General features: G+C 62.4%; 19 protein-coding genes. 9 read left to right on the top strand and 10 right to left on the bottom strand.

Features of this window, described 5'->3' with window-relative positions; genetic code table 11:
• Positions 1–62: 62 nt before the first annotated feature.
• The 3 genes from J3P73_RS05155 to J3P73_RS05145 all read right to left on the bottom strand — a co-directional run bounded on the left by J3P73_RS05155 (position 63) and on the right by J3P73_RS05145 (position 2,709).
• Positions 63–308: a DUF4170 domain-containing protein gene (locus tag J3P73_RS05155; RefSeq protein ID WP_018483260.1), complete on the bottom strand. Its 246-nt coding sequence runs from the start codon at positions 306–308 to the stop codon at positions 63–65.
• 62 nt (positions 309–370) lie between these two features.
• Complete coding sequence (locus J3P73_RS05150; RefSeq protein ID WP_130697703.1) at positions 371–1,180, bottom strand: 3'(2'),5'-bisphosphate nucleotidase CysQ; 810 nt, start codon at positions 1,178–1,180, stop codon at positions 371–373.
• Between the two features lie 182 nt (positions 1,181–1,362).
• Positions 1,363–2,709, bottom strand: coding sequence for a TldD/PmbA family protein (locus J3P73_RS05145; RefSeq protein ID WP_130691353.1), 1,347 nt, complete (start codon positions 2,707–2,709; stop codon positions 1,363–1,365).
• Between the two features lie 119 nt (positions 2,710–2,828).
• Here J3P73_RS05145 and J3P73_RS05140 point away from each other — a divergent pair, with 119 nt between their 5' ends.
• The 6 genes from J3P73_RS05140 to J3P73_RS05115 all read left to right on the top strand — a co-directional run bounded on the left by J3P73_RS05140 (position 2,829) and on the right by J3P73_RS05115 (position 8,106).
• Positions 2,829–4,643, top strand: coding sequence for a monovalent cation:proton antiporter-2 (CPA2) family protein (locus J3P73_RS05140; protein ID WP_018483264.1), 1,815 nt, complete (start codon positions 2,829–2,831; stop codon positions 4,641–4,643).
• Positions 4,644–4,806: 163 nt separating this feature from the next.
• Complete coding sequence (locus J3P73_RS05135) at positions 4,807–5,178, top strand: VOC family protein (RefSeq protein ID WP_018483265.1); 372 nt, start codon at positions 4,807–4,809, stop codon at positions 5,176–5,178.
• A gap of 3 nt (positions 5,179–5,181) precedes the next feature.
• On the top strand, positions 5,182–5,676 hold the full coding sequence (locus J3P73_RS05130) for an EVE domain-containing protein (protein ID WP_130691349.1): 495 nt from the start codon (positions 5,182–5,184) through the stop codon (positions 5,674–5,676).
• Positions 5,677–5,769: 93 nt separating this feature from the next.
• Complete coding sequence (locus J3P73_RS05125; RefSeq protein ID WP_130691347.1) at positions 5,770–6,177, top strand: DUF2946 family protein; 408 nt, start codon at positions 5,770–5,772, stop codon at positions 6,175–6,177.
• 89 nt (positions 6,178–6,266) lie between these two features.
• The gene (locus J3P73_RS05120; protein ID WP_130674772.1) at positions 6,267–7,640 is read left to right on the top strand and encodes a PepSY-associated TM helix domain-containing protein; all 1,374 of its coding nucleotides are present in this window, start codon (positions 6,267–6,269) and stop codon (positions 7,638–7,640) included.
• Positions 7,641–7,653: 13 nt separating this feature from the next.
• Positions 7,654–8,106, top strand: coding sequence for a copper uptake system-associated protein (locus J3P73_RS05115; RefSeq protein ID WP_130716876.1), 453 nt, complete (start codon positions 7,654–7,656; stop codon positions 8,104–8,106).
• 117 nt (positions 8,107–8,223) lie between these two features.
• On the opposite strand, the gene J3P73_RS05110 is transcribed toward J3P73_RS05115, so the two are convergent.
• Genes J3P73_RS05110 through J3P73_RS05100 form a run of 3 tightly spaced genes read right to left on the bottom strand, consistent with a single transcriptional unit; the run spans position 8,224 to position 11,629 of the window.
• On the bottom strand, positions 8,224–9,105 hold the full coding sequence (locus J3P73_RS05110; RefSeq protein WP_130691341.1) for a patatin-like phospholipase family protein: 882 nt from the start codon (positions 9,103–9,105) through the stop codon (positions 8,224–8,226).
• 12 nt (positions 9,106–9,117) lie between these two features.
• A complete protein-coding gene (rsmD, locus tag J3P73_RS05105) occupies positions 9,118–9,678 on the bottom strand; it encodes a 16S rRNA (guanine(966)-N(2))-methyltransferase RsmD (RefSeq protein WP_130691339.1) in 561 nt (186 codons plus the stop codon).
• Positions 9,659–11,629, bottom strand: coding sequence for a pseudouridine synthase (locus J3P73_RS05100; RefSeq protein ID WP_130771146.1), 1,971 nt, complete (start codon positions 11,627–11,629; stop codon positions 9,659–9,661). The genes rsmD and J3P73_RS05100 overlap by 20 nt, the downstream gene beginning before the upstream one ends.
• Before the next feature lie 90 nt (positions 11,630–11,719).
• Here J3P73_RS05100 and J3P73_RS05095 point away from each other — a divergent pair, with 90 nt between their 5' ends.
• A complete protein-coding gene (locus J3P73_RS05095) occupies positions 11,720–12,157 on the top strand; it encodes a nucleoside deaminase (RefSeq protein ID WP_024321319.1) in 438 nt (145 codons plus the stop codon).
• A 50-nt stretch (positions 12,158–12,207) separates the two neighbouring features.
• On the opposite strand, the gene J3P73_RS05090 is transcribed toward J3P73_RS05095, so the two are convergent.
• The 4 genes from J3P73_RS05090 to J3P73_RS05075 form a co-directional block, all read right to left on the bottom strand.
• Positions 12,208–12,837 carry a hypothetical protein gene (locus J3P73_RS05090; RefSeq protein ID WP_130771145.1) on the bottom strand — a complete coding sequence of 210 codons (630 nt, stop codon included), beginning with the start codon at positions 12,835–12,837 and terminating at the stop codon, positions 12,208–12,210.
• A gap of 133 nt (positions 12,838–12,970) precedes the next feature.
• Positions 12,971–15,862, bottom strand: a complete 2,892-nt coding sequence (gene ileS, locus J3P73_RS05085; RefSeq protein ID WP_130771144.1) for an isoleucine--tRNA ligase — start codon at positions 15,860–15,862, stop codon at positions 12,971–12,973.
• A gap of 286 nt (positions 15,863–16,148) precedes the next feature.
• Complete coding sequence (locus tag J3P73_RS05080) at positions 16,149–17,132, bottom strand: bifunctional riboflavin kinase/FAD synthetase (protein ID WP_026236881.1); 984 nt, start codon at positions 17,130–17,132, stop codon at positions 16,149–16,151.
• A gap of 14 nt (positions 17,133–17,146) precedes the next feature.
• Positions 17,147–17,995 carry a TIGR01459 family HAD-type hydrolase gene (locus J3P73_RS05075; RefSeq protein ID WP_130716874.1) on the bottom strand — a complete coding sequence of 283 codons (849 nt, stop codon included), beginning with the start codon at positions 17,993–17,995 and terminating at the stop codon, positions 17,147–17,149.
• Between the two features lie 391 nt (positions 17,996–18,386).
• Here J3P73_RS05075 and groES point away from each other — a divergent pair, with 391 nt between their 5' ends.
• Together groES and groL are read left to right on the top strand one after the other, a co-directional pair.
• Positions 18,387–18,683, top strand: coding sequence for a co-chaperone GroES (gene groES, locus J3P73_RS05070; RefSeq protein WP_003545797.1), 297 nt, complete (start codon positions 18,387–18,389; stop codon positions 18,681–18,683).
• Positions 18,684–18,755: 72 nt separating this feature from the next.
• Entirely contained in the window at positions 18,756–20,399 is a 1,644-nt protein-coding gene (groL, locus tag J3P73_RS05065; RefSeq protein ID WP_003545786.1) for a chaperonin GroEL, read from the top strand.
• The last annotated feature ends 607 nt before the right edge of the window (positions 20,400–21,006 follow it).

Below are 21,006 nucleotides of genomic sequence, written 5' to 3'. Positions count from 1 at the left end.
GGGCGCGCCCAATGCACCAAAGCCCCGCTCGACGAGCGGCCGGCGGGCGGCACTTGCTAAGCTCAGCCCTTGGGCTTTTCCTGCGGATCGAGCAAACGATGCATGTGGACGATGAAGTAGCGCATATGCGCATTGTCGACCGTCTGCTGCGCTTTCGCCTTCCAGGCCGTCAGCGCCGCGGCATAATCCGGGAAAATGCCGACGATATCGAGACCCTGCAGATCACGGAACTGGACGTCATCGAGGCTTTCCAGTTCGCCGCCAAAAACGAGATGCAAAAGCTGCTTCTTGTCACCGGATTCAGTCATTTTTTGTTCTCTTTCTGCCTATTCTCCTCCGCCACCCCATCTGCGGGATTTTGACGGAAACGTCAACTGTCTCGTCGCCCCGCAAAGGCCGCGAGGAATTCGCCAAGGCGGGGCGTTGGGGCCGCGCAGAGGACCTTGTGGGTCACTTCGGGGCGGTTGTAGACGATCGGCCTGCCTTCGAGGTCGACGAGAGCGCCGCCGGCGCAAACGAGGATCAGATCGGCGGCAGCCAGATCCCAATCATGTGAATTGCCTTTGACGAAGGTGCCTTCCAGACGACCGTCCGCCACCATGGCGATGCGATAGGCGAGCGAGGGAATGTATTTCTCGCGCGTGACCCGGTCACGAAACTCCGGCGGAAAGGCCTTCAGCAGGTCTTCGCCGATCGCAAGGCGGCTCATCTCTTCCGGTCCGGCGGCCGAGACGGTGAACGGCACGCCGTTCTTCAGCGCCACGCCGCCCTCGACAGCCTCATAAAACTCCTCGAGCGCCGGGGCATAGAGCACACCGGCGACCGGCCGGCCGCGATGAACCACCGCGACGCTGACGCACCAAACCTTCTGGCCGCCGAGGAAGGCGCGCGTGCCGTCGATCGGATCGATGATGAACAGCGTCTCGCGTGAGAGACGGTCGGCATCGTCGTCGGTTTCTTCCGACAGCCAGCCATAATCCGGCCGGGCTTTGCGCAGGATGGTCTCGAGCGTCTTGTTTGCGGCGAAATCGGCGGCGCTGACGGGAGAGCGATCCTTATTCTTCCACCAGACTTCAGGAGACTGGTTGAAGAAGCTGAAAGCGACGGCACCCGCCTCTTTCGCAGCATCGGCGATCAGCGCGAGATCGCTCTGCCAGCGGGCATTTTCCACGTCGCTCATCCCGTCAATCCGTTTCTCAATTCAATAGCGGGAGCATGATGTCGTCCGAAAACCGCTCACACTTTTCGGCATCATGCTCTCAAGCGCGTCGCGATCTTTCACATATGCTTGCCACGCTTTAGGTCTTTGCTTTTCCGCATGTCTTTATCGCAAAACCGCTGCACACTTTTGCGAGACATGCTCTAGCGCCCCGCGAGCGTCATGCCTTCGATGGCGAAGGTGGGGGCCGCGACGCCGAACTTGCGATCGATGTCGTTTGCCGGCGTCAGGCGCATGAACATCTCCTTGAGGTTCGAGGCGATCGTCACCTCGGAGACCGGGAAGGTGAGTTCACCGTTCTCGATCCAGAAGCCGGTGGCGCCGCGGCTATATTCGCCGGTGATCATGTTGACGCCGTGGCCGATCAATTCGGTGACATAGAAACCGTTGCCGACGCTCAGGATCAAATCCTCCGGCGCGATGTCGCCGGGTTCCAGGGCGAGGTTGGTGGAGGAGGGCGAGACGGAAGTGCCGCCGCGCACGCCGCGGCCGTTGGTCTCCAGACCCAACTCGCGCGCGGTCGAGGTCGAGAGGAACCAGTGCTTCAAGACGCCGTCCTCGATCATCACCAGCCGCTCGCCGGACACGCCCTCGCCGTCGAAGGGTCGCGAGGAAGGGCCGCGCACGATCAGCGGATCGTCGGTGATCGACAGGCCTGACTTCAGCACCTGCTGACCCATCTTGTCGCGCAGGAAGCTGGACTTGCGGGCGACGGCTGCGCCATTGATCGCTCCGGCGATATGGCCGACGAAGCCGCGGGCGACACGCGGGTCGAAGATGACCGTGACGTCCTTGCCGGTCGGCACCTGGCGCGGATTGATGCGCTTGATCACCCGTTCGCCGGCGCGACGGCCGATTTCAGCGGGGTCGTCGAGCTCGGCATAATAGAGGCGGCTGTCGAAATCGTAGTCGCGCTCCATGCCGGTGCCTTCGCCAGCGATGACGCTGACGGAATGGCCGAAACGCGAGGCCATGTAACTGCCCTCGAAACCGTGCGAGGTGACTAGAACGAGGCCGCCCATGCCGGCCGACGCACCGGCGCCGGAGGAATTGGTGACGCCCTTGACCGCAAGGGCGGCTGCTTCTGCGGCAAGGCTCGCCTCGCGCAGCATCTCGGAGGAGACCTCGGTGGTGTCGAGCAATTGCAGGTCGGGATAGGATTTCGAAAGGCTCGCCTCATCCGCAAGGCAGGCGAAGGGGTCTTCCGGGGAAACCTTGGCCATGGCGACGGCGCGTTCGGCCAGCGCCTGGAGATCGAAGCCCGGATTGGCCGAAACGCTGGCGACACGCTTGCCGATGAAGACGCGCAGGGAAAAATCGTCGCTTTCGGAGGATTCCGTGCCTTCGACCTTGCCGAGGCGGACGCTGACCGATTGCGAGCGCGACCGGACGACGACAGCGTCGGCGGCATCGGCCCCTGCCTTCCTTGCCAGATCGATCAATTGACTTGCGCGGGAAAGAAGTGTCGAGGAATCAATTTCAGAGGACATGATTTGGCCTTTCCTTCGGCTTCCATTTATTGTGCACTCTCCAAAGCATCAAGGCCGCCGCCACCGATTCTTTGTCGGGGCTGCTTGCTTGCTCCCCGCCGTTGAAAGAAATTGCCAGCATGTCAGCGCCCAATGCCCTTTTTTCCGAAACGATCCTGCTGCTTGGCGGCGCGGTGGTCGCCGCGCCGATCTTCAAGAAGCTCGGGCTCGGCACGGTGCTCGGCTACCTCGCCGCCGGCATCGTCATCGGCCCGGTCTTCCACGGCATCACCGATGGCGAACAGATCCTCAATGTCGCCGAACTCGGCGTCGTCTTCCTGCTCTTCATCATCGGACTGGAGTTGAAACCCACTCGCCTCTGGCAGATGCGGCGCGACATCTTCGGCCTCGGCACGGCGCAGGTGGTGGTGACGGGGCTGGCGCTGACCGCACTTGCCTGGTTTTCCCAGGTTCTCGACTGGCGCGGCAGCATCGTTGCCGGCTTCGGCCTGGCGCTGTCTTCGACGGCCTTTGCCATGCAGATTCTCGAGGGCGACGGCGACGTCAATACGAGATACGGACAGCGCTCCTTTTCGATGCTGCTGTTCCAGGACCTGGCGATCGTCCCGCTGCTGGCGCTGATTACCATCCTCGACGGCGGCGACAAGGGCAACAACGCGCCGCTCTTCGATTTCGCCGTCGCCATCGGCGCGGTTGCGGCGATGATCGTCATGGGGCGCTACCTGCTGACGCCGCTTTTCCAGATCATCGCCCGGACCGGCGCGCGCGAGGCGATGATCGCGGCCGCCCTCTTCGTCGTCATGGGATCGGCGAGCCTGATGCAGCTTGCCGGGCTTTCGATGGCGATGGGCGCTTTCCTGTCCGGCGTGATGCTTGCCGAATCCTCCTACCGGCACGAGCTGGAGGCGGATATCGAGCCGTTCCGCGGCGTGCTGCTCGCCATCTTCTTCATCGCCGTCGGCCTGTCGCTGGAACTCGACGTCCTCGCTGACAACGCGCTCTTCGTCATCCTCGCCGTACCGATCATCATGGCCGTCAAGGCGATCATCATTTATGGGCTCTGCCGGATCTCGGGCTCCCCGCACAACGATGCGATCCGCATCGCCTTCCTGCTGCCGCAGGGCGGCGAATTCGGCTTCGTGCTGTTCACCGCGGCAGGTGCGGTCGGGCTGATGTCGACGAGCACGGCCTCCCTGCTGATCGCAATCGTCACGCTGTCGATGGCACTGACGCCGATCGGGGCGGCCCTTTCGAAGCGGCTGCTGCGCGGCGACGAACAGGAGGAACTGGACGAGGATTTCGAGGGCGCCGGCGCCGACGTGCTGATGGTCGGCTTCTCCCGTTTCGGCCAGATCGCCGCCCAAATCCTGCTTGCCGGCGGGCGCAGCGTCACCGTCATCGATTTTTCGGCCGACCGCATCCGCCAGGCCTCCTCCTTCGGCTTCCGCATCTATTTCGGCGATGGCGCCCGCAAGGACGTGTTGCGCTCGGCCGGCATCGACCGGGCGAAGATCGTGCTCGTCTGCACGCAGAAGAAAGAAATCACCGACAAGGTGGTAGAGCTGGTGCAAGCAGATTATCCGCACACGCGGCTCTACGTGCGCTCCTACGACCGCATCCACTCCATCGAACTGCGCAACAAGGGTGTCGACTACGAGCTGCGTGAAACGCTGGAATCGGGCCTGCTCTTCGGACGGCGAACACTGGAGGCGCTCGGCGTTTCCGAGGTCGCCGCCTACGAAATCGGCGAGGATATCCGCAAGCGCGACGAGGCACGCCTGGTGCTGCAGGTGTCCGAAGGGCTACAGGCGGGGCGCGACATGCTGTTTTCCCACCCCGTCCGCCCCGAACCGCTGGTCAAGCCGAAACGCGCTGCCGATCCCTTCGAAGACGATCCGCTGGCCGGCACCGCGGATGCAACGGCGGACGCGTAAATCGATTCCAGGAAGTGTGAAGCTTGAGCGGATCGAAAGGCCCGATCCGACACGAACCACGACTTGGAGACGATTTAAAAGGCACCGCAGGGACAAACGCTACTGCCAGAATCTGTCAGTATGTCTCGGTAGAGGTGCTCCTGACTGACAACAGGAGCTTGCCGTGATCGACAGCAATAGCATTCTACTTTTCGTAACCGACGCGCCAAAGAGCGCTAGCTTCTATAGCCAACTGCTCGGGCAGGAGCCCGTTGAGGCCAGCCCGACCTTCGCCATGTTCATCCTGCCTTCGGGTCTGGCACTTGGACTCTGGAGCAAGACGGGCGTTGAGCCGGCGCCGGCTGCGACGGGCGGCGGCTGCGACCTCGGTTTCAAGGTGGCGACAGCAGACATGGTCGATACGCTTCACGCCGAATGGCAGGGCAAGGGCGCGACCATCCTCCTGCCGCCGACCAACCTCGATTTCGGCCGCACCTTCGTCGCAGCGGATCCCGACGGGCATCGCCTGCGCGTCTATAACGTGGCGGAGGGTTGAAACATGTCCCGCAACTGGATCGCAGTGGCATCGGCAAACCATGTACGCATCGGGCGCGAAGCCGGTTTCATGCAGGTCTGTCACGGAAAGGCCGCTCCGCTTAGGCGGAGCGCGCCTGGTGACCGCGTGATCTACTATTCGCCGACCGAAACATTTGGCGGCAGGGATCGGCTGCAAGCGTTCACGGCAATTGGCATGGTCGAGGAAACTGATGCATATCAGATGGAAATTCACCCCGACTTCCGCCCCTGGAGGCGGGATGTCGCCTGGCGACAAGCCATGGAAACTCCTATTCGGCCGCTGCTCGGCCGACTATCTTTCACAAGCCGTCGGGCAACCTGGGGCTATCAACTCCGCCTTGGTCTCTTCGAAATCGACAAAAACGATGCCGAGCTGATAGCCGAAGCGATGCTCGTGAAACGCCCGAGGAATCTGGGCTGCACGCCCGACTTCGAACCTTCCGAAAAACCGCACGGGCCCCAGCCGCCGCTTCCTTGACCCGACACGTATAGCATCTGCGAAATTGACGCATTGAATCTGTGGGGAACGGCGTTTATCAAACGCGCAATCGGAGCGACCCAAGAGGGAATCTTGATCAGGCGGACGACACAGATCGAACAATGGGCGCTGCGCATCCTGTGCGCGGTCGCGCTAGTGTTCGTCGGCTTCGCCCATCAGCTGCCCGCCGCAGCGGCTGGCGAATTTGATCCGGCTGAACTCGGCCAATATGTGCTTCCGGACGGGACGCTGCCGACGCTTTGCGTCACCACGACGGACAAATCCGGTCAGAGCCAGCACGACAAGGCGCATTCGCATGGTTGCGAAGCCTGCCGGATCAGCACCGCCATTCTCCTGCCGGCGCCGGCGGACATCGCCGGTGCTGCCATACCCTTTGCGGCCACGGTTGAACTGCCGATCCGGACCGAGGCCTTCCATCGCCAGCTTTTCCCGCCCAATACCGGTCCCCGAGCTCCTCCTTCCGATCCGATCCCTGCCTGAACTTCGCGTTGCGGCAGGCGCCGTGACGCGCCTTTCAACGCCGGCCGACCTGCATGTGTGCCGTCGGTCGTGGATACGGATCCATTCTCATGTCGACTATTACTGCTGCCGAACCGGCAGACGACGCCGCAAACGGCGTTTCGCTCTACCGTGCCATCTGGCGTTGGCATTTCTTTGCCGGGCTTCTCGTCATACCCTTCCTGCTCAATCTGGCCGTTACCGGATCGCTCTATCTCTTCAAGGACGAGATCAACAGCACCTTCTTCGGCTACCGCTATAGTGTCCAGCCGGCTGGCGAAGCGCTGTCGCCGGAGCGGATCGCAGAGATCGCCGCCTCCGCCGTGCCGGGCTCAACCGCGACATCCTACAAAGACCCGGTCCTGCCCGAGCGATCGGCGATCGTCACCCTCTCCAGCGATGCCGGCTCGATGCTGGTCTTCGTCAACCCCTATGACGGCGAGGTGCTCGATGTGGTCGGATCGACCGACGAGTTCAATTATGTCGTCAAGCGCATCCACAGCCTCGCCTATTTCGGCACCATAACGAACCGGCTGATCGAAATTGCCGGCGGCTTTGCCATGGTGCTCGTCGTCACCGGCATCTATCTCTGGTGGCCGCGACGCCAGACGGGCGGTGTTGTCAGCGTGCGGGGAACGCCCGGCCGTCGCGTTTTCTGGCGCGACCTGCATGCCGTGACCGGTGCCTTCGCCGGTGTCCTGATCTTCTTCCTTGCGATGTCAGGCATGCCATGGTCGGCCTATTGGGGGGCGAACGCCAATGCCTGGCTGACCGAACACGGCCTCGGCTATCCGGTCCAGCTCTGGGACCAAGTGCCGAAGTCGCGAAAGGTCACCGAGGATATCCTTCCGAACAGCGGCTGGATCGTCGAGAAGGCGCCAGTCCCGCTTTCCGATATCGCCGCCGCGCAATCAGCCAGGCCAATCGGCCTCGACAAAGCCGTGGAGATCGCCAAACGGCTGGGCATGGCACCGGGCTTCGACGTGGCGATCCCCTCCGACGAGACGGGCGTCTATACCGCCTCGCTCTTTCCCGACGATCTTACCGACGAACGCACGCTCCATATCGACCAGTATTCCGGCAAACCATTGATCGATATCGGCTTCGATCAATATCCGTTCCTCGGCAAAGCGATCGAGTGGGGCATCAATATCCACCAAGGACAGGAATGGGGGCGTTTCAACCAACTGCTGATGCTCGCAACATGCCTTGCAATTGTGCTGAGCTGCGTGACCGCCGTCGTCATGTGGTGGAAACGTCGCCCGATCGGCCGCCTCGGCGTGCCACCCATGCCACCAAAGCCTTCGATCTATTACGGCCTGTGGGTGATTGTCGGGATCTTCGCCGTCACCTTCCCGATGAGCGGGCTCGCGATTCTCGTCATGATCGCCTTCGACCAGATCGTCGTGCGCTTCGTACCGTTGCTGAAACGCGTTCTCGCCTGAGGGAGGCCATCAGATGAAGAAGATCATCGCTATTGTTGCCGGCGTGCTGCTTGCAGCCATGGCATCTGCGGACGACGATCCGCAACAGGCGATCCCGGCAAGGCTGAAGGTGATGTTCGAAAGGCCGGACAAGCCGCTCGATATCGCGCCGGTCGTCGTTCAGGCCGATTGGGCGATCGTCGGCTGGCGGCAGGACGGACGCGGCGGACGGGCCCTGATGAAGAAGACGCATCATGGCTGGAGCATCTATCTCTGCAGCGGCGACAGCCTGAAGGATACCGGGACGCTGGAGACGATCGGGCTCTCCGCAGTTGACGCCACGGGGCTCGCTGCGAAACTCAAGGATGCCGAGGCCGGCCTCGATTCTTCCGCGCTTGCGCTCTTCTCAAGCTTCGAGGGCACGGTGATGATGAATGAGGCTTCAAACGGCGCGGGTCACGCCGGCCATGAGGGCCATGCCCAATGAAGCAAAGAAACAGCTAAAGCATGTCGCGCAAAAGTGTGCAGCGGTTTTGCGACAACGGCATGCATAAAAACAAAAACTTAAAGCGCAAGGAGCGAATCTGAAAGATCGCGACGCGCTTTAGCGCTTCAGTCGAGCCTCGATTTCCCGGTCAAGGGCGAATTTCAGGTCGTCCTTGACGCCGACGGACATGGCAAGGACTTCACGGGCCTTGAGGAAATCCATGACGCCGGTGCGGCCGACGCTCGGGCGCAGGAAGATATGCGGCGGGCGAAGCTTCAGCTTCAGCGAGATCGCCGTCTGCATCATCAGCTGACCGGAACCGAAGATGCTCTCCATGCGGTTCGGAATATGGGTGCCGTCGCCTTCCGGCGCGCCGACGACATCGATGCCGACGACGATGTCGGCAAGATCCATCAGGCATTCATAGGGCACCGGATTGCTGATGCCGCCGTCGATCATCACGCGGTCGCGCAGGCGCACCGGCATGAAGACGGCGGGGATGGCGGAAGAGGCCGCAAGTGCGGGAAACAGCTCGCCCTGTTCGATGATGACTTCGCACTGCCCATAATAATCGGTGGTGATCACCTTCATCGGGACCAGCAGATCCTCGAAGCGGGCCGGCAGCTCGGACGGCAGGAAGGCCTTGAGGATCCGCTCCAGATTGAACTGGCCGATGCGGATACCCTTGGCCACCGCATCGCGCACCGTCGCCGGCCTCAGGCCCCAGATGCGGGCGACGACGGCCGTCTTGTTGCCGACGGTCGTCAGCGCATGTTCGCGGATTTCGGCGCCTGACATGCCGGCCGCCATGCCGGCTGCCATGATCGCACCGATCGACGAGCCTGATACCGCCACCGGGCGGATGCCGAGTTCATCGAGCGTCTCGATGACATGGATATGGGCAAGTCCGCGCGCACCGCCGCCGCCAAAAGCGACGGCGACCGTCGGCACATCGCTGATCGCAGGCAATTTCGGGCTGATGATCTCTGCCTGCTGCACGCCCGCCCCCGCCTATTGCGGCTGATATCGGAAGAAATGCACCCTCGTATCGCCGAAGATGCGGCTTTCGAGGAAAACATAGGAAGGATGCACGGAAACGACAACATCGGCGTGTTCTTCGAGCACCGCAATCGCGCCTGGCCGCAGCCAGCCGCCTTCGGCCGCCGCCGCCATCGCCTTTTCGCCGAGACCCTTGCCATAGGGCGGGTCGGCAAAGAGCACGTCGAAGGGTTCGAGATTGCCGACGGTGCCGAGATCGGTTGCATCCCGGCGCAGGATGCGCGTGCGGCCATGCAGGCCGAGCGCATCGATGTTTTCCCAGAGCAGCGCCCTGCCCTCGACGCTATTTTCGACGAAGAGCGCATGGCGACAGCCGCGTGAAACCGCTTCGAGGCCGACGGCGCCGGTGCCGGCAAAAAGGTCGAGGATCCGGGTGCCATCGACACATTCCGGATAGGCATGGCTCAATATATTGAACAGGCTCTCGCGCGTCCGGTCGGCAGTCGGCCGGATCTCGTTGGATTTTGGCACGGCGAGAGGCCGTCCGCGAAACTCACCGCCGACGATCCGCACCGCGCGTCATTCCTTTTCCTCTAGCACCACCTTTGGACGGCCCGCCTGCAGGCCTGTCGCCGCCCGGCCTGTCACCGCCGGGTTTGGCGCCTTTCGGCTTGCCGGAAAAACTCTTGGCCCCGCCAGGCTTGGACCCACCGGGCCTGGGCGCAAAGCCCTTGCCGCGCGGCCTGTCACCAGAAGGCCTGTCACCCGATGGTTTGTCGCCGAACGATCTTTCGCCACGCGGACGCTCGGAGCGACCCTCGCCGGCAAAGCTTCTCGCTGCCCGCGGGCGCTCATCACCGTCCTCGCGCGGCCTGCGATCGCCACGCGGCTTATCGCCGAAGGGGCGATCCCCACGCGAGGGACGATCACCGAACGGCCGGTCGCCGCGCGGACGCTCCGAACGGCCTTCACCGGCGGAGGCTCTGGCGGCACGAGGACGCTCATCACCGTCCGCACGCGGCTTGCGATCACCCCGCGGCTTGTCGCCGAACGGCCGATCACCGCGAGAAGGACGGTCACCGAACGGCCGATCGCCGCGCGCCGGGCGGTCGCCAAAACCGCGGTCTTCGCGGGCGGGGCGATCACCAAAGGCGCGCTTGCGGCCGGAGCCTTCGCCCTCATCCTTGCGACGAGGCTGCTCGCTCGAGCGGATCCATTCACCATCCTCTTCGCGCACGCGGTTCACCTGCGTGCGCGGGCGGTCCTCGATGCGATCGAAACCAGTGCCTTTTGCCGGCGACTGCTCGCCGCGCTTGCGCGCGGTCTGCGCATTCTTGGCAGCTTTCGCCGCTGCCTTTTCGCCAAGAGGCCGGGCGCCGGGCGCCATCCAGACATTGGCGCTGCGGCGCTGACCGAGCGGCTGGGGACGCTTCGGCTTGTCGTCGTCCCTGCGACCGCCGTCACGGCGATCGTCATCTTTGCGCCCCCCGCCGTGGCGGTCGTCGCGCTTGGTGTCGAGGCGGCTCAGCGCCCGTTCGCGCTTGTCCTCGTCGCGGCGCGGCCGTTCGCGCTTTTCCGGCGCTGCGGGCTCTGCCTCTTCCTCGGCAGCGACCGCCGCCGCATTGTAGATCGGCGCGTCGAAATTCGCCTTGGCTTCCTCGATGAGGCGCGGGCCGAGCTGGTCGCGGAGTGTGCGGCCGCGCACTTCGATGACATGGCCTTCCGGCAAGTCGCCGAGCTGGAACGGGCCATAGGAAATACGGATCAGCCGATTGACGTCGAGGCCGAGCGCGCCGAGCACGTTCTTGATTTCACGGTTCTTGCCTTCGCGAAGGCCCATGGTGATCCAGACGTTCGAGCCTTGCGTGCGGTCAAGCGTCGCCTCGATCGAGCCATAGAGCACACCGTCGACGGCGATGCCGTCCTTCAGCTTGTCGAGCGCATCCTGATCGATCTCGCCATGGGCGCGGACGCGGTAGCGCCGCAGCCAGCCGGTTGCCGGCAGCTCGAGCGCCCGGGCGAGACCGCCGTCATTGGTCAAGAGCAGCAGGCCTTCGGTGTTGATGTCGAGGCGGCCGATCGACATGACGCGCGGCAGTTCTTCCGGTAGGTTGTCGAAGACAGTCGGTCGGCCTTCCGGATCGGCATTGGTGGTCACCAGCCCAGTGGGCTTATGATAAAGCCACAGCCTGGTGCGTTCGATGCCGCGGATCGGCACGCCGTCGACTTCGATGCGGTCGGCGAGCGTGACGTTGACGACGGGGGTTTCGAGAACCCTGCCGTTCAGCGTCACACGGCCTTCCATGATCATGCGTTCGATGTCGCGGCGTGAGGCGACGCCGGCGCGCGCCATCACCTTGGAAATGCGTTCGGCTTTGGCCTCGCCATCGGTCTCGGCGGCGATCGCGCGTGCAACCGCAGGCTTTGCCGGCTTCTCGCCGCCCGGCTTCGGGCCGGCTTTCGACCTGATATCCCGTGAAAGGGGCTTTGCGCCCGGGCGTTTTGGCTTGTCTTTGGGTGTCATTTGTTGTTTGCCTGCCTTTTGGGCCTGTCTATCAGGTCACGCATCTGCGGTTAAGTGGAAATTCGTGCGATCGTGAAGACAAATCGTTTCATGGAGATGGCGCTTGAAGAAGCGCGCGCCGCCGGAGAACGCGGCGAGGTGCCGATCGGTGCCGTCGTCGTTATCGACGATATTGCCGTTTCACGCTCAGGAAACCGCACGCGCGAGCTGAAAGACGTGACCGCGCACGCCGAAATCGCCGCAATCCGGTTCGCCTGCGAAGCGCTCGGGCAGGAACGTCTTGCCGGCGCCGATCTCTACGTGACACTCGAGCCTTGCACCATGTGCGCGGCAGCCATCTCGTTTGCGCGTATCCGCAGGCTCTATTACGGCGCCGAGGACCCGAAGGGCGGCGCCGTCGACAATGGCGTGCGATTCTATGCGCAACCGACCTGTCACCATGCCCCGGAGGTCTATTCCGGTTTCAACGAGGTCCAATCGGCCGATATGCTGCGAAGGTTCTTTTCGCAAAGGAGAGAGGCGCCGTAGTCCCAGCGCCTCTGCGCGGCGCCGTCATCCTTGCCGGCGCGCCGAACATGCTATTGCAGGAGGTTCCACCACTGCTTGCCGGTGTTGGCGACCGCTGCATCCTTCTTGCGCTTCTTCTGCTTCTTCAGCTCGGGCTCGCCGACATCGTCGAGCTTTGCCGGATCGTCGACGGTGCGGTAGCCGGGCGGCGGATCTGATATATAGCGGCGCTGATCGATATAGGAGCCCTTCTGCAGGGCGCGGGCTTCGCGATAGGCCTTGGTCTGGGCTTCCGTCGTGCGCCGGCCGCCTTCGATTGCAGAGCTTGCGAGCGGCGAGCGGTAATTCGGATTGTCCGAATTCGCGTCAGCTTCCGAAACGAGACGGGCGCGGGTCTCCTCCGGCGATTCAAGCCATTGCGAATTGTCCTTGTTGGCGACCGTCTGCTGCGGCGCAACGAGGGTCTCTTTCCGCGCCTGGGCCGGCAGCACCAGCGTCGGCCGCGGCGTATACTTGACGCCCTTGTTCTTCGGGTCCGGACCGGTCAACGACACGGACTGGCCGAGATCGTCGGTCAACTGTTCCATGGCGGTCTTGTCGGTGCCGTAGGTCGGGCTGCTGGCGCAACCGGACACCAGGGAACATCCCGCCATGACGACAGACAGGCAGGCGCCCATACGGAACCAATGCGTTGCTAACATGAAAACCCTTCCAGCCCTGCCGGTGCAATCATCGCCCAACCGGACAACCGTCCCCCTGACGCAAAAATCCGGCCATTTTCAGGCAGCTTTTACCGGATGAACCGCGAAAGCGCAATTCACCCGGCAATATTCTTCACGTGAGCGCGGCGAGTTCGCGAAGGGCGGCGGCGTCGCGGGCCGAAACATCGGGATATTCCGGATCGGAACCGACATCCCTGGTGATGCGCCAGGAGCGGGCGCATTTTTCACCCTCTGCAAGCTTCGGCACGACGCTGACCTCAGGCACCTCAGCCAGGCGGAAGGCTTCCGCTGGGCCTTCACCGGCCTTGATCTCGATTGCCGAGGTGATGCAGACTTCGGTGAAGTCCTGGCCTTCCAGCGCCTTCAGCAATTCCCGATCGGCGATGTGGACGACGGGAGCCGCTTCCAGCGAGGAGCCGATGCGCTTGTCCTTGCGCTCGATTTCCAGGGCGCCGGTCACGACCGAACGCACGGCGCGGATATTCTTCCACTTCTCGGCCAGGGCATCGTTACGCCATTCCTTTGCGACCGGAGCAAACTGCTCCAGATGCACGGAAACGGCCGACGGGTTGCGCGACAGCCAGGCCTCCTCGGTGGTGAAGGGCAGCATCGGGGCAAGCCATGTCACCATGCAATCGAAGATCTGGCGGATGACGTGCAGGCTGGCGCGCCGGCGCAGGCTCGACGGCGCATCGCAATAGAGCGCATCCTTGCGGACATCGAAATAGAAGGCCGACAGCTCGACGTTGGCGAAATCGATCAGCGCGCGAGCGATCTTCTTGAAGTCGAAGGCATCGTAGTTCTCGCGCACCAGCTCATCGAGTTCGGCAAGCCGGTGCAGCATCAGCTGCTCCAGCTCCGGCAGGTCGACAAGCGCGATCTCCTCGCCCTTGTCGTGGGCGAGCGTGCCGAGCATCCAGCGGATGGTGTTGCGCAGCTTGCGATAGGCGTCGACATTGGTCTGGATGATCGTCTTGCCGACGCGCAGGTCGTCGGCATAATCCGAGGTCATCACCCAGAGGCGCAGGATATCGGCGCCGGCGTCCTTCATCACCTCCTGCGGGGCGGTGACGTTGCCTTTCGACTTCGACATCTTCTCGCCCTTCTCGTCCATGGTGAAGCCATGGGTGAGGACGGCGTTGTAAGGCGCACGGCCGCGGGTGGCCGCCGATTCCAGCAGCGACGAATGGAACCAGCCGCGATGCTGGTCGGAACCTTCGAGATAAAGATCGGCCGGCCACTTCAGATCCGGGCGGTCTTCGAGCGTGAAGGTGTGCGTCGAGCCAGAGTCGAACCAGACGTCGAGGATATCCATGACCTGGGTCCAGCGGGAATGGTCGTGGTCATTGCCGAGGAACCGCTCCTTGGCGCCTTCGGCAAACCAGGCGTCGGCGCCCTCATGTTCGAAGGCTTCGAGGATGCGGGCATTGACGGCTTCATCGACCAGAACCTCGCCCTGCTCGTCGGCAAAGACGGCGATCGGCACGCCCCAGGCGCGCTGACGCGAGAGCACCCAGTCCGGGCGGCCCTCGATCATGGCGCGCAGGCGGTTCTGGCCGGCGGCGGGCACGAAGCGCGTGTCGTCGATCGCACCGAGCGCGCGCGAACGCAGCGTCGTGCCGTCGGCAAGGGTCTTGTCCATATAGACGAACCATTGCGGCGTGTTGCGGAAGATGACCGGCTTCTTCGAGCGCCAGGAATGCGGATACTGATGCTTCAGTCGGCCGCGGGCAAAGAGCGCGCCGCGAGCGATCAGCTCCCTGATGACGCGGTCGTTGGCATCGCCCTTCTTGCCGTTGTCGTCGATGACGCGGGCGCCCTCGAAGCCGGGAGCGTCGGCGGTATAGAAGCCGCCGTCGTCGACCGGGAACGGGATCTTGGTGTCGATGCCGCGGGCCTCAAGCGTGCGGACAGCCGACATCCAGGCATCGAAGTCTTCGCGGCCGTGGCTGGGTGCGGTGTGCACGAAGCCAGTGCCGGCGTCATCGGTGACGTGGTCGCCGTCGAGCAGCGGCACGTGGAATTCATAGCCGCCGTCGAGACCCTTGAAGGGATGCGCGCAGGTCATCGCTGCGAAGTCGGCCGCAGAGACATCGCTCAAGCGCTTGTACTGCAGCTTGGCCTTGGCGAAGGATTCCTCGGCCAGTTTATCGGCAAAGATCAGCCTTTCGCCCGGACGCGGTCCGAAATCGTTCTCGGCGGCCGTCACCTCGTAGAGACCGTAGGAGACGCGCGCGGAAAAGGAGACCGCGCGGTTGCCGGGGATCGTCCAGGGCGTGGTCGTCCAGATGACCACGAACGCATCCTTGAGCGCGACCGGACCTTCGACGACCGGGAATTTCACCCAGATCGTGTCGCTCTCATAATCCTGGTATTCGACCTCGGCCTCGGCCAGCGCCGTGCGCTCGACGACCGACCACATGATCGGCTTGGAGCCGCGATAAAGCTGACCGCTCGCGGCGATCTTCAGGAGTTCGCCAGCGATGCGCGATTCCGCGTGGAAGTTCATCGTCGTATAGGGATTGTCGAAGTCGCCCTCGATACCGAGACGCTTGAACTCTTCCGCCTGGACCTTGATCCAGCCGGCGGCGAATTCACGGCATTCCCGGCGGAATTCGTTGACCGGAACCTCGTCCTTGTTCTTGCCCTTCTCGCGGTATTTCTCTTCGATCTTCCATTCGATCGGCAGGCCGTGGCAATCCCAGCCGGGCACGTAATTGGCGTCGTAGCCGCGCATCTGGAACGAACGGTTGATGACGTCCTTGAGGATCTTGTTCAGCGCGTGGCCGATATGGATATTGCCGTTGGCATAGGGCGGGCCATCGTGAAGGACGAATTTCTCGCGGCCGGCGGCGGAAGCACGCAGTTTCTTGTAAAGACCCATTTCCTGCCAGCGCTTGACGAGTTCCGGCTCCTTCTGCGGCAGGCCGGCGCGCATGGGGAAATCGGTCTCGGGCAAATAGAGGGTCTTCGAATAGTCGATCTTTTCGGCTGTGTCGGTCATGTCGGACAATCATTTCTGGCGGCCCAGGAAGGGGCGCAACGGGCGTGAAAAAGCTGGTGACGGAAGCGCTTGTATCCAAGCGCCAAAAACCCGGACCTTCCGGCCGCTTAGCGCGCGCGGAAGGCCGGGCCGATAATTCGCATCATCATTGCCAGCCGATATTTCGTCATCGCGCCGGTTCATAGGCGTTTTTGCCGGGAAAAGGAAGAGAAGAATTCGCGGTTGGCAATCGGCTTCAACGGCTGGAATCGCCGATGTCCCAGCGACAGCCGCACTCAAGGCGACCTCAGGAAAAGCAGAGTTTCCGATCAAGAGCGCCGAGCGGCTTGACACCCGCAAGCAGCGCCCTCGCCTCTTCCTCATCGCGCTTGATCTGGGCGACGAGCGGATCGAGGCCGTCGAATTTCAGCTCGGGTCTAATATAGCCGAAGAAGGAGACGGAGCAGAGCTGGCCGTAGAGATCGCCGCTGAAATCGAAAAGATAGGTTTCGAGCAGCGGCGCGCCGTTTTCCGTCACCGTCGGGCGGCGGCCGTAGCTTGCGACGGCATCATGGAGCGTGCCGTCCTGACGGCGGAAGCGGACGGCGTAGATGCCGGCGGCAAGATCGACCTCCGGCGGCAGGCGCATGTTGGCCGTCGGGAAACCCAGCTGCCGGCCGAGCTTTTCGCCATCGATCACCTCGGCTTCCACCGTATAGCGGTAACCCAGCATGCCGGCGACTTCGCTGACATTGCCCTCATTGAGGAGCGCGCGGATATGGCTCGAAGAGACGACATCGGCGTTTTCGTCGCGGAAGGCGTCGATCAGGGTGACGCCGAAGCCGTAGGTATTGCCGGCATTCATCAGGAAGGCGGGACCGCCCTCGCGGCCGCGGCCAAAATGGAAATCGAAGCCGGTGACGACTTCGGAAGCGCCGAGCCAATCCTTCAGGATCGAATGGATGAAATCATCGGCCGAGCGCTGCGAGAACTCGTAATCGAAGGGATACTCGATGACGGCGCTGAAACCCAACGCTTCCAGGATGCGGGCCTTCAGGGGCGCCGGCGTCAGGCGGAAGACCGGCGCCTGCGGCCGGAAGACCGTGCGCGGATGCGGCTCGAAGGTCAGCACCAAAGCGGGGATGCCACGCGCCTTGGAGATTTCGAGCGCTCGGTTCAGCACCGACTGATGGCCGCGGTGCACGCCGTCGAAATTGCCGATGGCAATGACGCCGCCCTTCAGATGGGCGGGCAAGGGTTCCCGGGTTTCATTGCGGTGGAAGACGGTCATCGGCTGGCTTCTCTTCATGCAAGGCGTGGCATCCACCACTTCGGCGCGGCGTTTTCCCGTTCGAGATAGGCGTTGAGGATCGCCTCGTCGGTTTCGCCGTTGAGGGTGTATTCCTTGGCGTGGATACCGCCGCTGATGTAGAGAAGGTCGAGCCCATAATTCAAGGCGCCGCGCACATCGGTCGGCATGCCGTCGCCGATCGCCAGCACGCGCTCGACGGGGAAATCACCGCGAACCTCGCGGGCCGCCGAAAGCGTCGCCTCGTAGATCGGCCGATGCGGCTTGCCGGCGATGCGGGTTTGGCCACCAAGCTGCTCGTAGTAGGCGGCCATGGCGCCGGCGCAGGGGATGATGCGATGGCCGCGTTCGACGACCAGATCGGGATTGGCGCAGATCATCGCCACGTCGCGGGCTTTGAAATCGAGAAGCATGTCGGTGTAGTCCTCCGGCTTCTCAGTCTCGTCGTCGAAAAAGCCGGTGCAGACGAGCGATAGCGCTTCGCCGGCGGGCCTGCGCTCGATGTCGAGGCCATCAAGCAGCGGGCTGTCGCGCTCGGGGCCGAGCAGGAAGACCGTCTTCGGCCCTTCGGAGATCAGCCCGCGCGTGACGTCGCCAGAAGTGACGATCCTGTCATAGGCGCTGTCGGGAACACCGATCTGGCGCAACTGCTCGACCACTTGCCAGGAAACGCGCGGCGAATTGGTGATGAGGACGACGGCGACGCCGTTCTCGCGCGCCGCTTCAAGGGCTGCGGTGGCCCTCGGGAACGGATCGACGCCGTTGTGAACGACACCCCAGACATCGCAGAGCACCACATCATATTGACCTGATATCTCCGAGAAGTTTTCTATCCGCCTGGCCATTCCGATTTCCCGATTTGTTTCAGTCACCGGTGACATTGCAAAGGCGCAAGACGATGGCAAGGAATTTTCTTCGCGGCCCGGCCCATGCGAAGAACTCGAAGGCGATCCGAGGGTGCGGATAGCAAGGGGTTTGACGATTATCCCGAAGCGGCAGATCGCCGACGGCGGACGAGTTCGGCAAAGTTCGGCCGCGCCTGGGTTTCGGCCGCAATCTCAGACTATTCTCAGGTCTCTTCACAATTCCGGCACAAAAATTCGTGATTGCTCTCATTGACTCCTTTCGGAGCCATCCCTAAATGCTCGTCGCTAGCACTCACCGCAAGGGAGTGCTAACATCTATCCATGTGGGCCACTCCGGTCCGCGAATGTCATTCGATCGAGGGATTAGACAATGGCAAGCACCAACTTCCGCCCCCTTCACGACCGCGTCGTTGTTCGCCGCGTTGAGTCCGAAGCCAAGACCAAGGGCGGCATCATCATTCCCGATACCGCCAAGGAAAAGCCGCAGGAAGGCGAAATCGTCGCCGTCGGCTCCGGCGCGCGCGATGAGTCCGGCAAGGTCGTCGCACTCGACGTCAAGGCTGGCGACCGCATCCTGTTCGGCAAGTGGTCCGGCACTGAAGTCAAGATCGACGGCGAAGACCTTCTGATCATGAAGGAAGCCGACATCATGGGCATCATCGGCTGATCGGCCGACCTGCTTTCCCGAAATGGCTGACGGGCCTTTTGCCCGAACAACTCGAATTCAGGAGTTAAGAATATGGCATCTAAAGAAATCAAGTTTGGCCGCACCGCGCGCGAAAAGATGCTGCGTGGCGTCGACATTCTCGCCGATGCAGTGAAGGTCACGCTCGGCCCGAAGGGTCGTAACGTCATCATCGACAAGTCCTTCGGCGCTCCGCGCATCACCAAGGACGGCGTTTCCGTCGCCAAGGAAATCGAACTCGAAGACAAGTTCGAAAACATGGGCGCCCAGATGGTCCGCGAAGTTGCTTCGAAGACCAACGACATCGCCGGCGACGGCACCACGACTGCAACTGTTCTTGCCCAGGCGATCGTTCGCGAAGGCAACAAGGCCGTTGCAGCCGGCATGAACCCGATGGACCTGAAGCGTGGCATCGATCTTGCTGTTGCCGACGTCGTGAAGGATCTCCAGGCCAAGGCCAAGAAGATCTCGACCTCGGAAGAAGTTGCACAGGTCGGCACGATTTCGGCAAATGGCGACAAGCAGGTCGGTCTCGACATTGCTGAAGCCATGCAGAAGGTCGGCAACGAAGGCGTCATCACGGTTGAAGAAGCCAAGACCGCCGAAACCGAACTCGAAGTCGTCGAAGGCATGCAGTTCGACCGCGGCTACCTCAGCCCCTACTTCGTGACCAACCCGGAAAAGATGATCGCCGACCTCGAAGACGTCTTCATTCTCCTCCACGAGAAGAAGCTGTCGAACCTGCAGTCGATGCTGCCGGTTCTCGAAGCCGTCGTCCAGACCGGCAAGCCGCTCCTCATCGTCGCTGAAGACGTCGAAGGCGAAGCCCTCGCAACGCTCGTCGTCAACAAGCTGCGCGGCGGCCTCAAGATCGCTGCCGTCAAGGCACCTGGCTTCGGCGACCGCCGCAAGGCCATGCTCGAAGACATCGCGATCCTGACCGGCGGTACGGTCATCTCCGAAGATCTCGGCATCAAGCTCGAATCCGTCACGCTCGACATGCTCGGCCGTGCCAAGAAGGTTTCGATCTCCAAGGAAAACACCACGATCGTCGACGGTTCGGGCGCCAAGACCGACATCGAAGGCCGTGTTGCCCAGATCAAGGCCCAGATCGAAGAAACCACCTCCGACTACGACCGCGAGAAGCTGCAGGAACGTCTTGCCAAGCTCGCCGGCGGCGTTGCCGTCATCCGCGTCGGCGGCTCTACGGAAGTCGAAGTGAAGGAAAAGAAGGACCGCATCGACGACGCGCTCAACGCGACCCGCGCTGCTGTTCAGGAAGGCATCGTCCCCGGCGGCGGTATCGCTCTGCTCCGCTCCTCCACGAAGATCACCGTCAAGGGTGCAAACGACGACCAGGAAGCCGGCATCAACATCGTTCGCCGCGCCCTGCAGTCGCTCGTTCGTCAGATCGCTGAAAACGCAGGCGACGAAGCCTCGATCGTTGTCGGCAAGGTCCTCGACAAGAACGAAGACAACTTCGGCTACAACGCCCAGACATCCGAATATGGCGACATGATCGCCATGGGTATCGTCGACCCGCTCAAGGTCGTTCGCACGGCGCTGCAGAACGCTGCTTCTGTTGCATCGCTGCTGATCACCACCGAAGCCATGATCGCCGAACTGCCGAAGAAAGAATCGGCTGGCGGCGGCATGCCGGGCGGAATGGGCGGAATGGGCGGAATGGACATGATGTGATCGGCGAAAGCCATCACTGACGACCATTCCGGCATCCGGAATAGGAAGGGCGGCTCTCGGGTCGCCCTTTTCTTTTGCCCAAAGCGATTCGACGTGCGGCACACTGATTGGCATAGCCGACGAAACGTTTACTCAGCACCCTCTTGCAGGCCCCGGGCGCGAAGCTTGCGCCAAGCTTGCGCTGCCTTCGCATTTCTCAGCCTGCCGAAATGCGGGAGATCGCAGTGCTGCCGCAACATTTCCGGCCTGACGTGGAGTGAAAACGTTTGTAAAGCTCTCAAATATGATCTTCCCCTGCCAATTCTCGCGAAATAGGCCGAAGATGCAGGCATTTCAAGAAATGAGGCGGATCCGAATACCCCTTAAAAAGCCGTTGCCGTTTGTCCGAAAGCCCCTATAAATCCGCGCTGCAATTAAAGTGCACCCGGCGATAATTTTTCGCCAATAGACGAGGCCGGGGCGCGGAAGGCGATGCATGAACGTTCGGCTTCGAAGGGCTCCGCTTACGGAGGCCAGATGGCCGTGGCAATAATCGCCGGAGGTAAGCGCGGGCATCATGCCCGCTGCTGCGTGATCCTGTTTCTTTGTGTTTGCCGAGCGTGCGGCG

This window comes from Rhizobium ruizarguesonis (assembly GCF_017357285.1).
Lineage (GTDB): Bacteria > Pseudomonadota > Alphaproteobacteria > Rhizobiales > Rhizobiaceae > Rhizobium > Rhizobium ruizarguesonis.
Note: the sequence above shows the minus strand (reverse complement) of the source record. Positions and strands in the feature narration are given on the sequence as shown.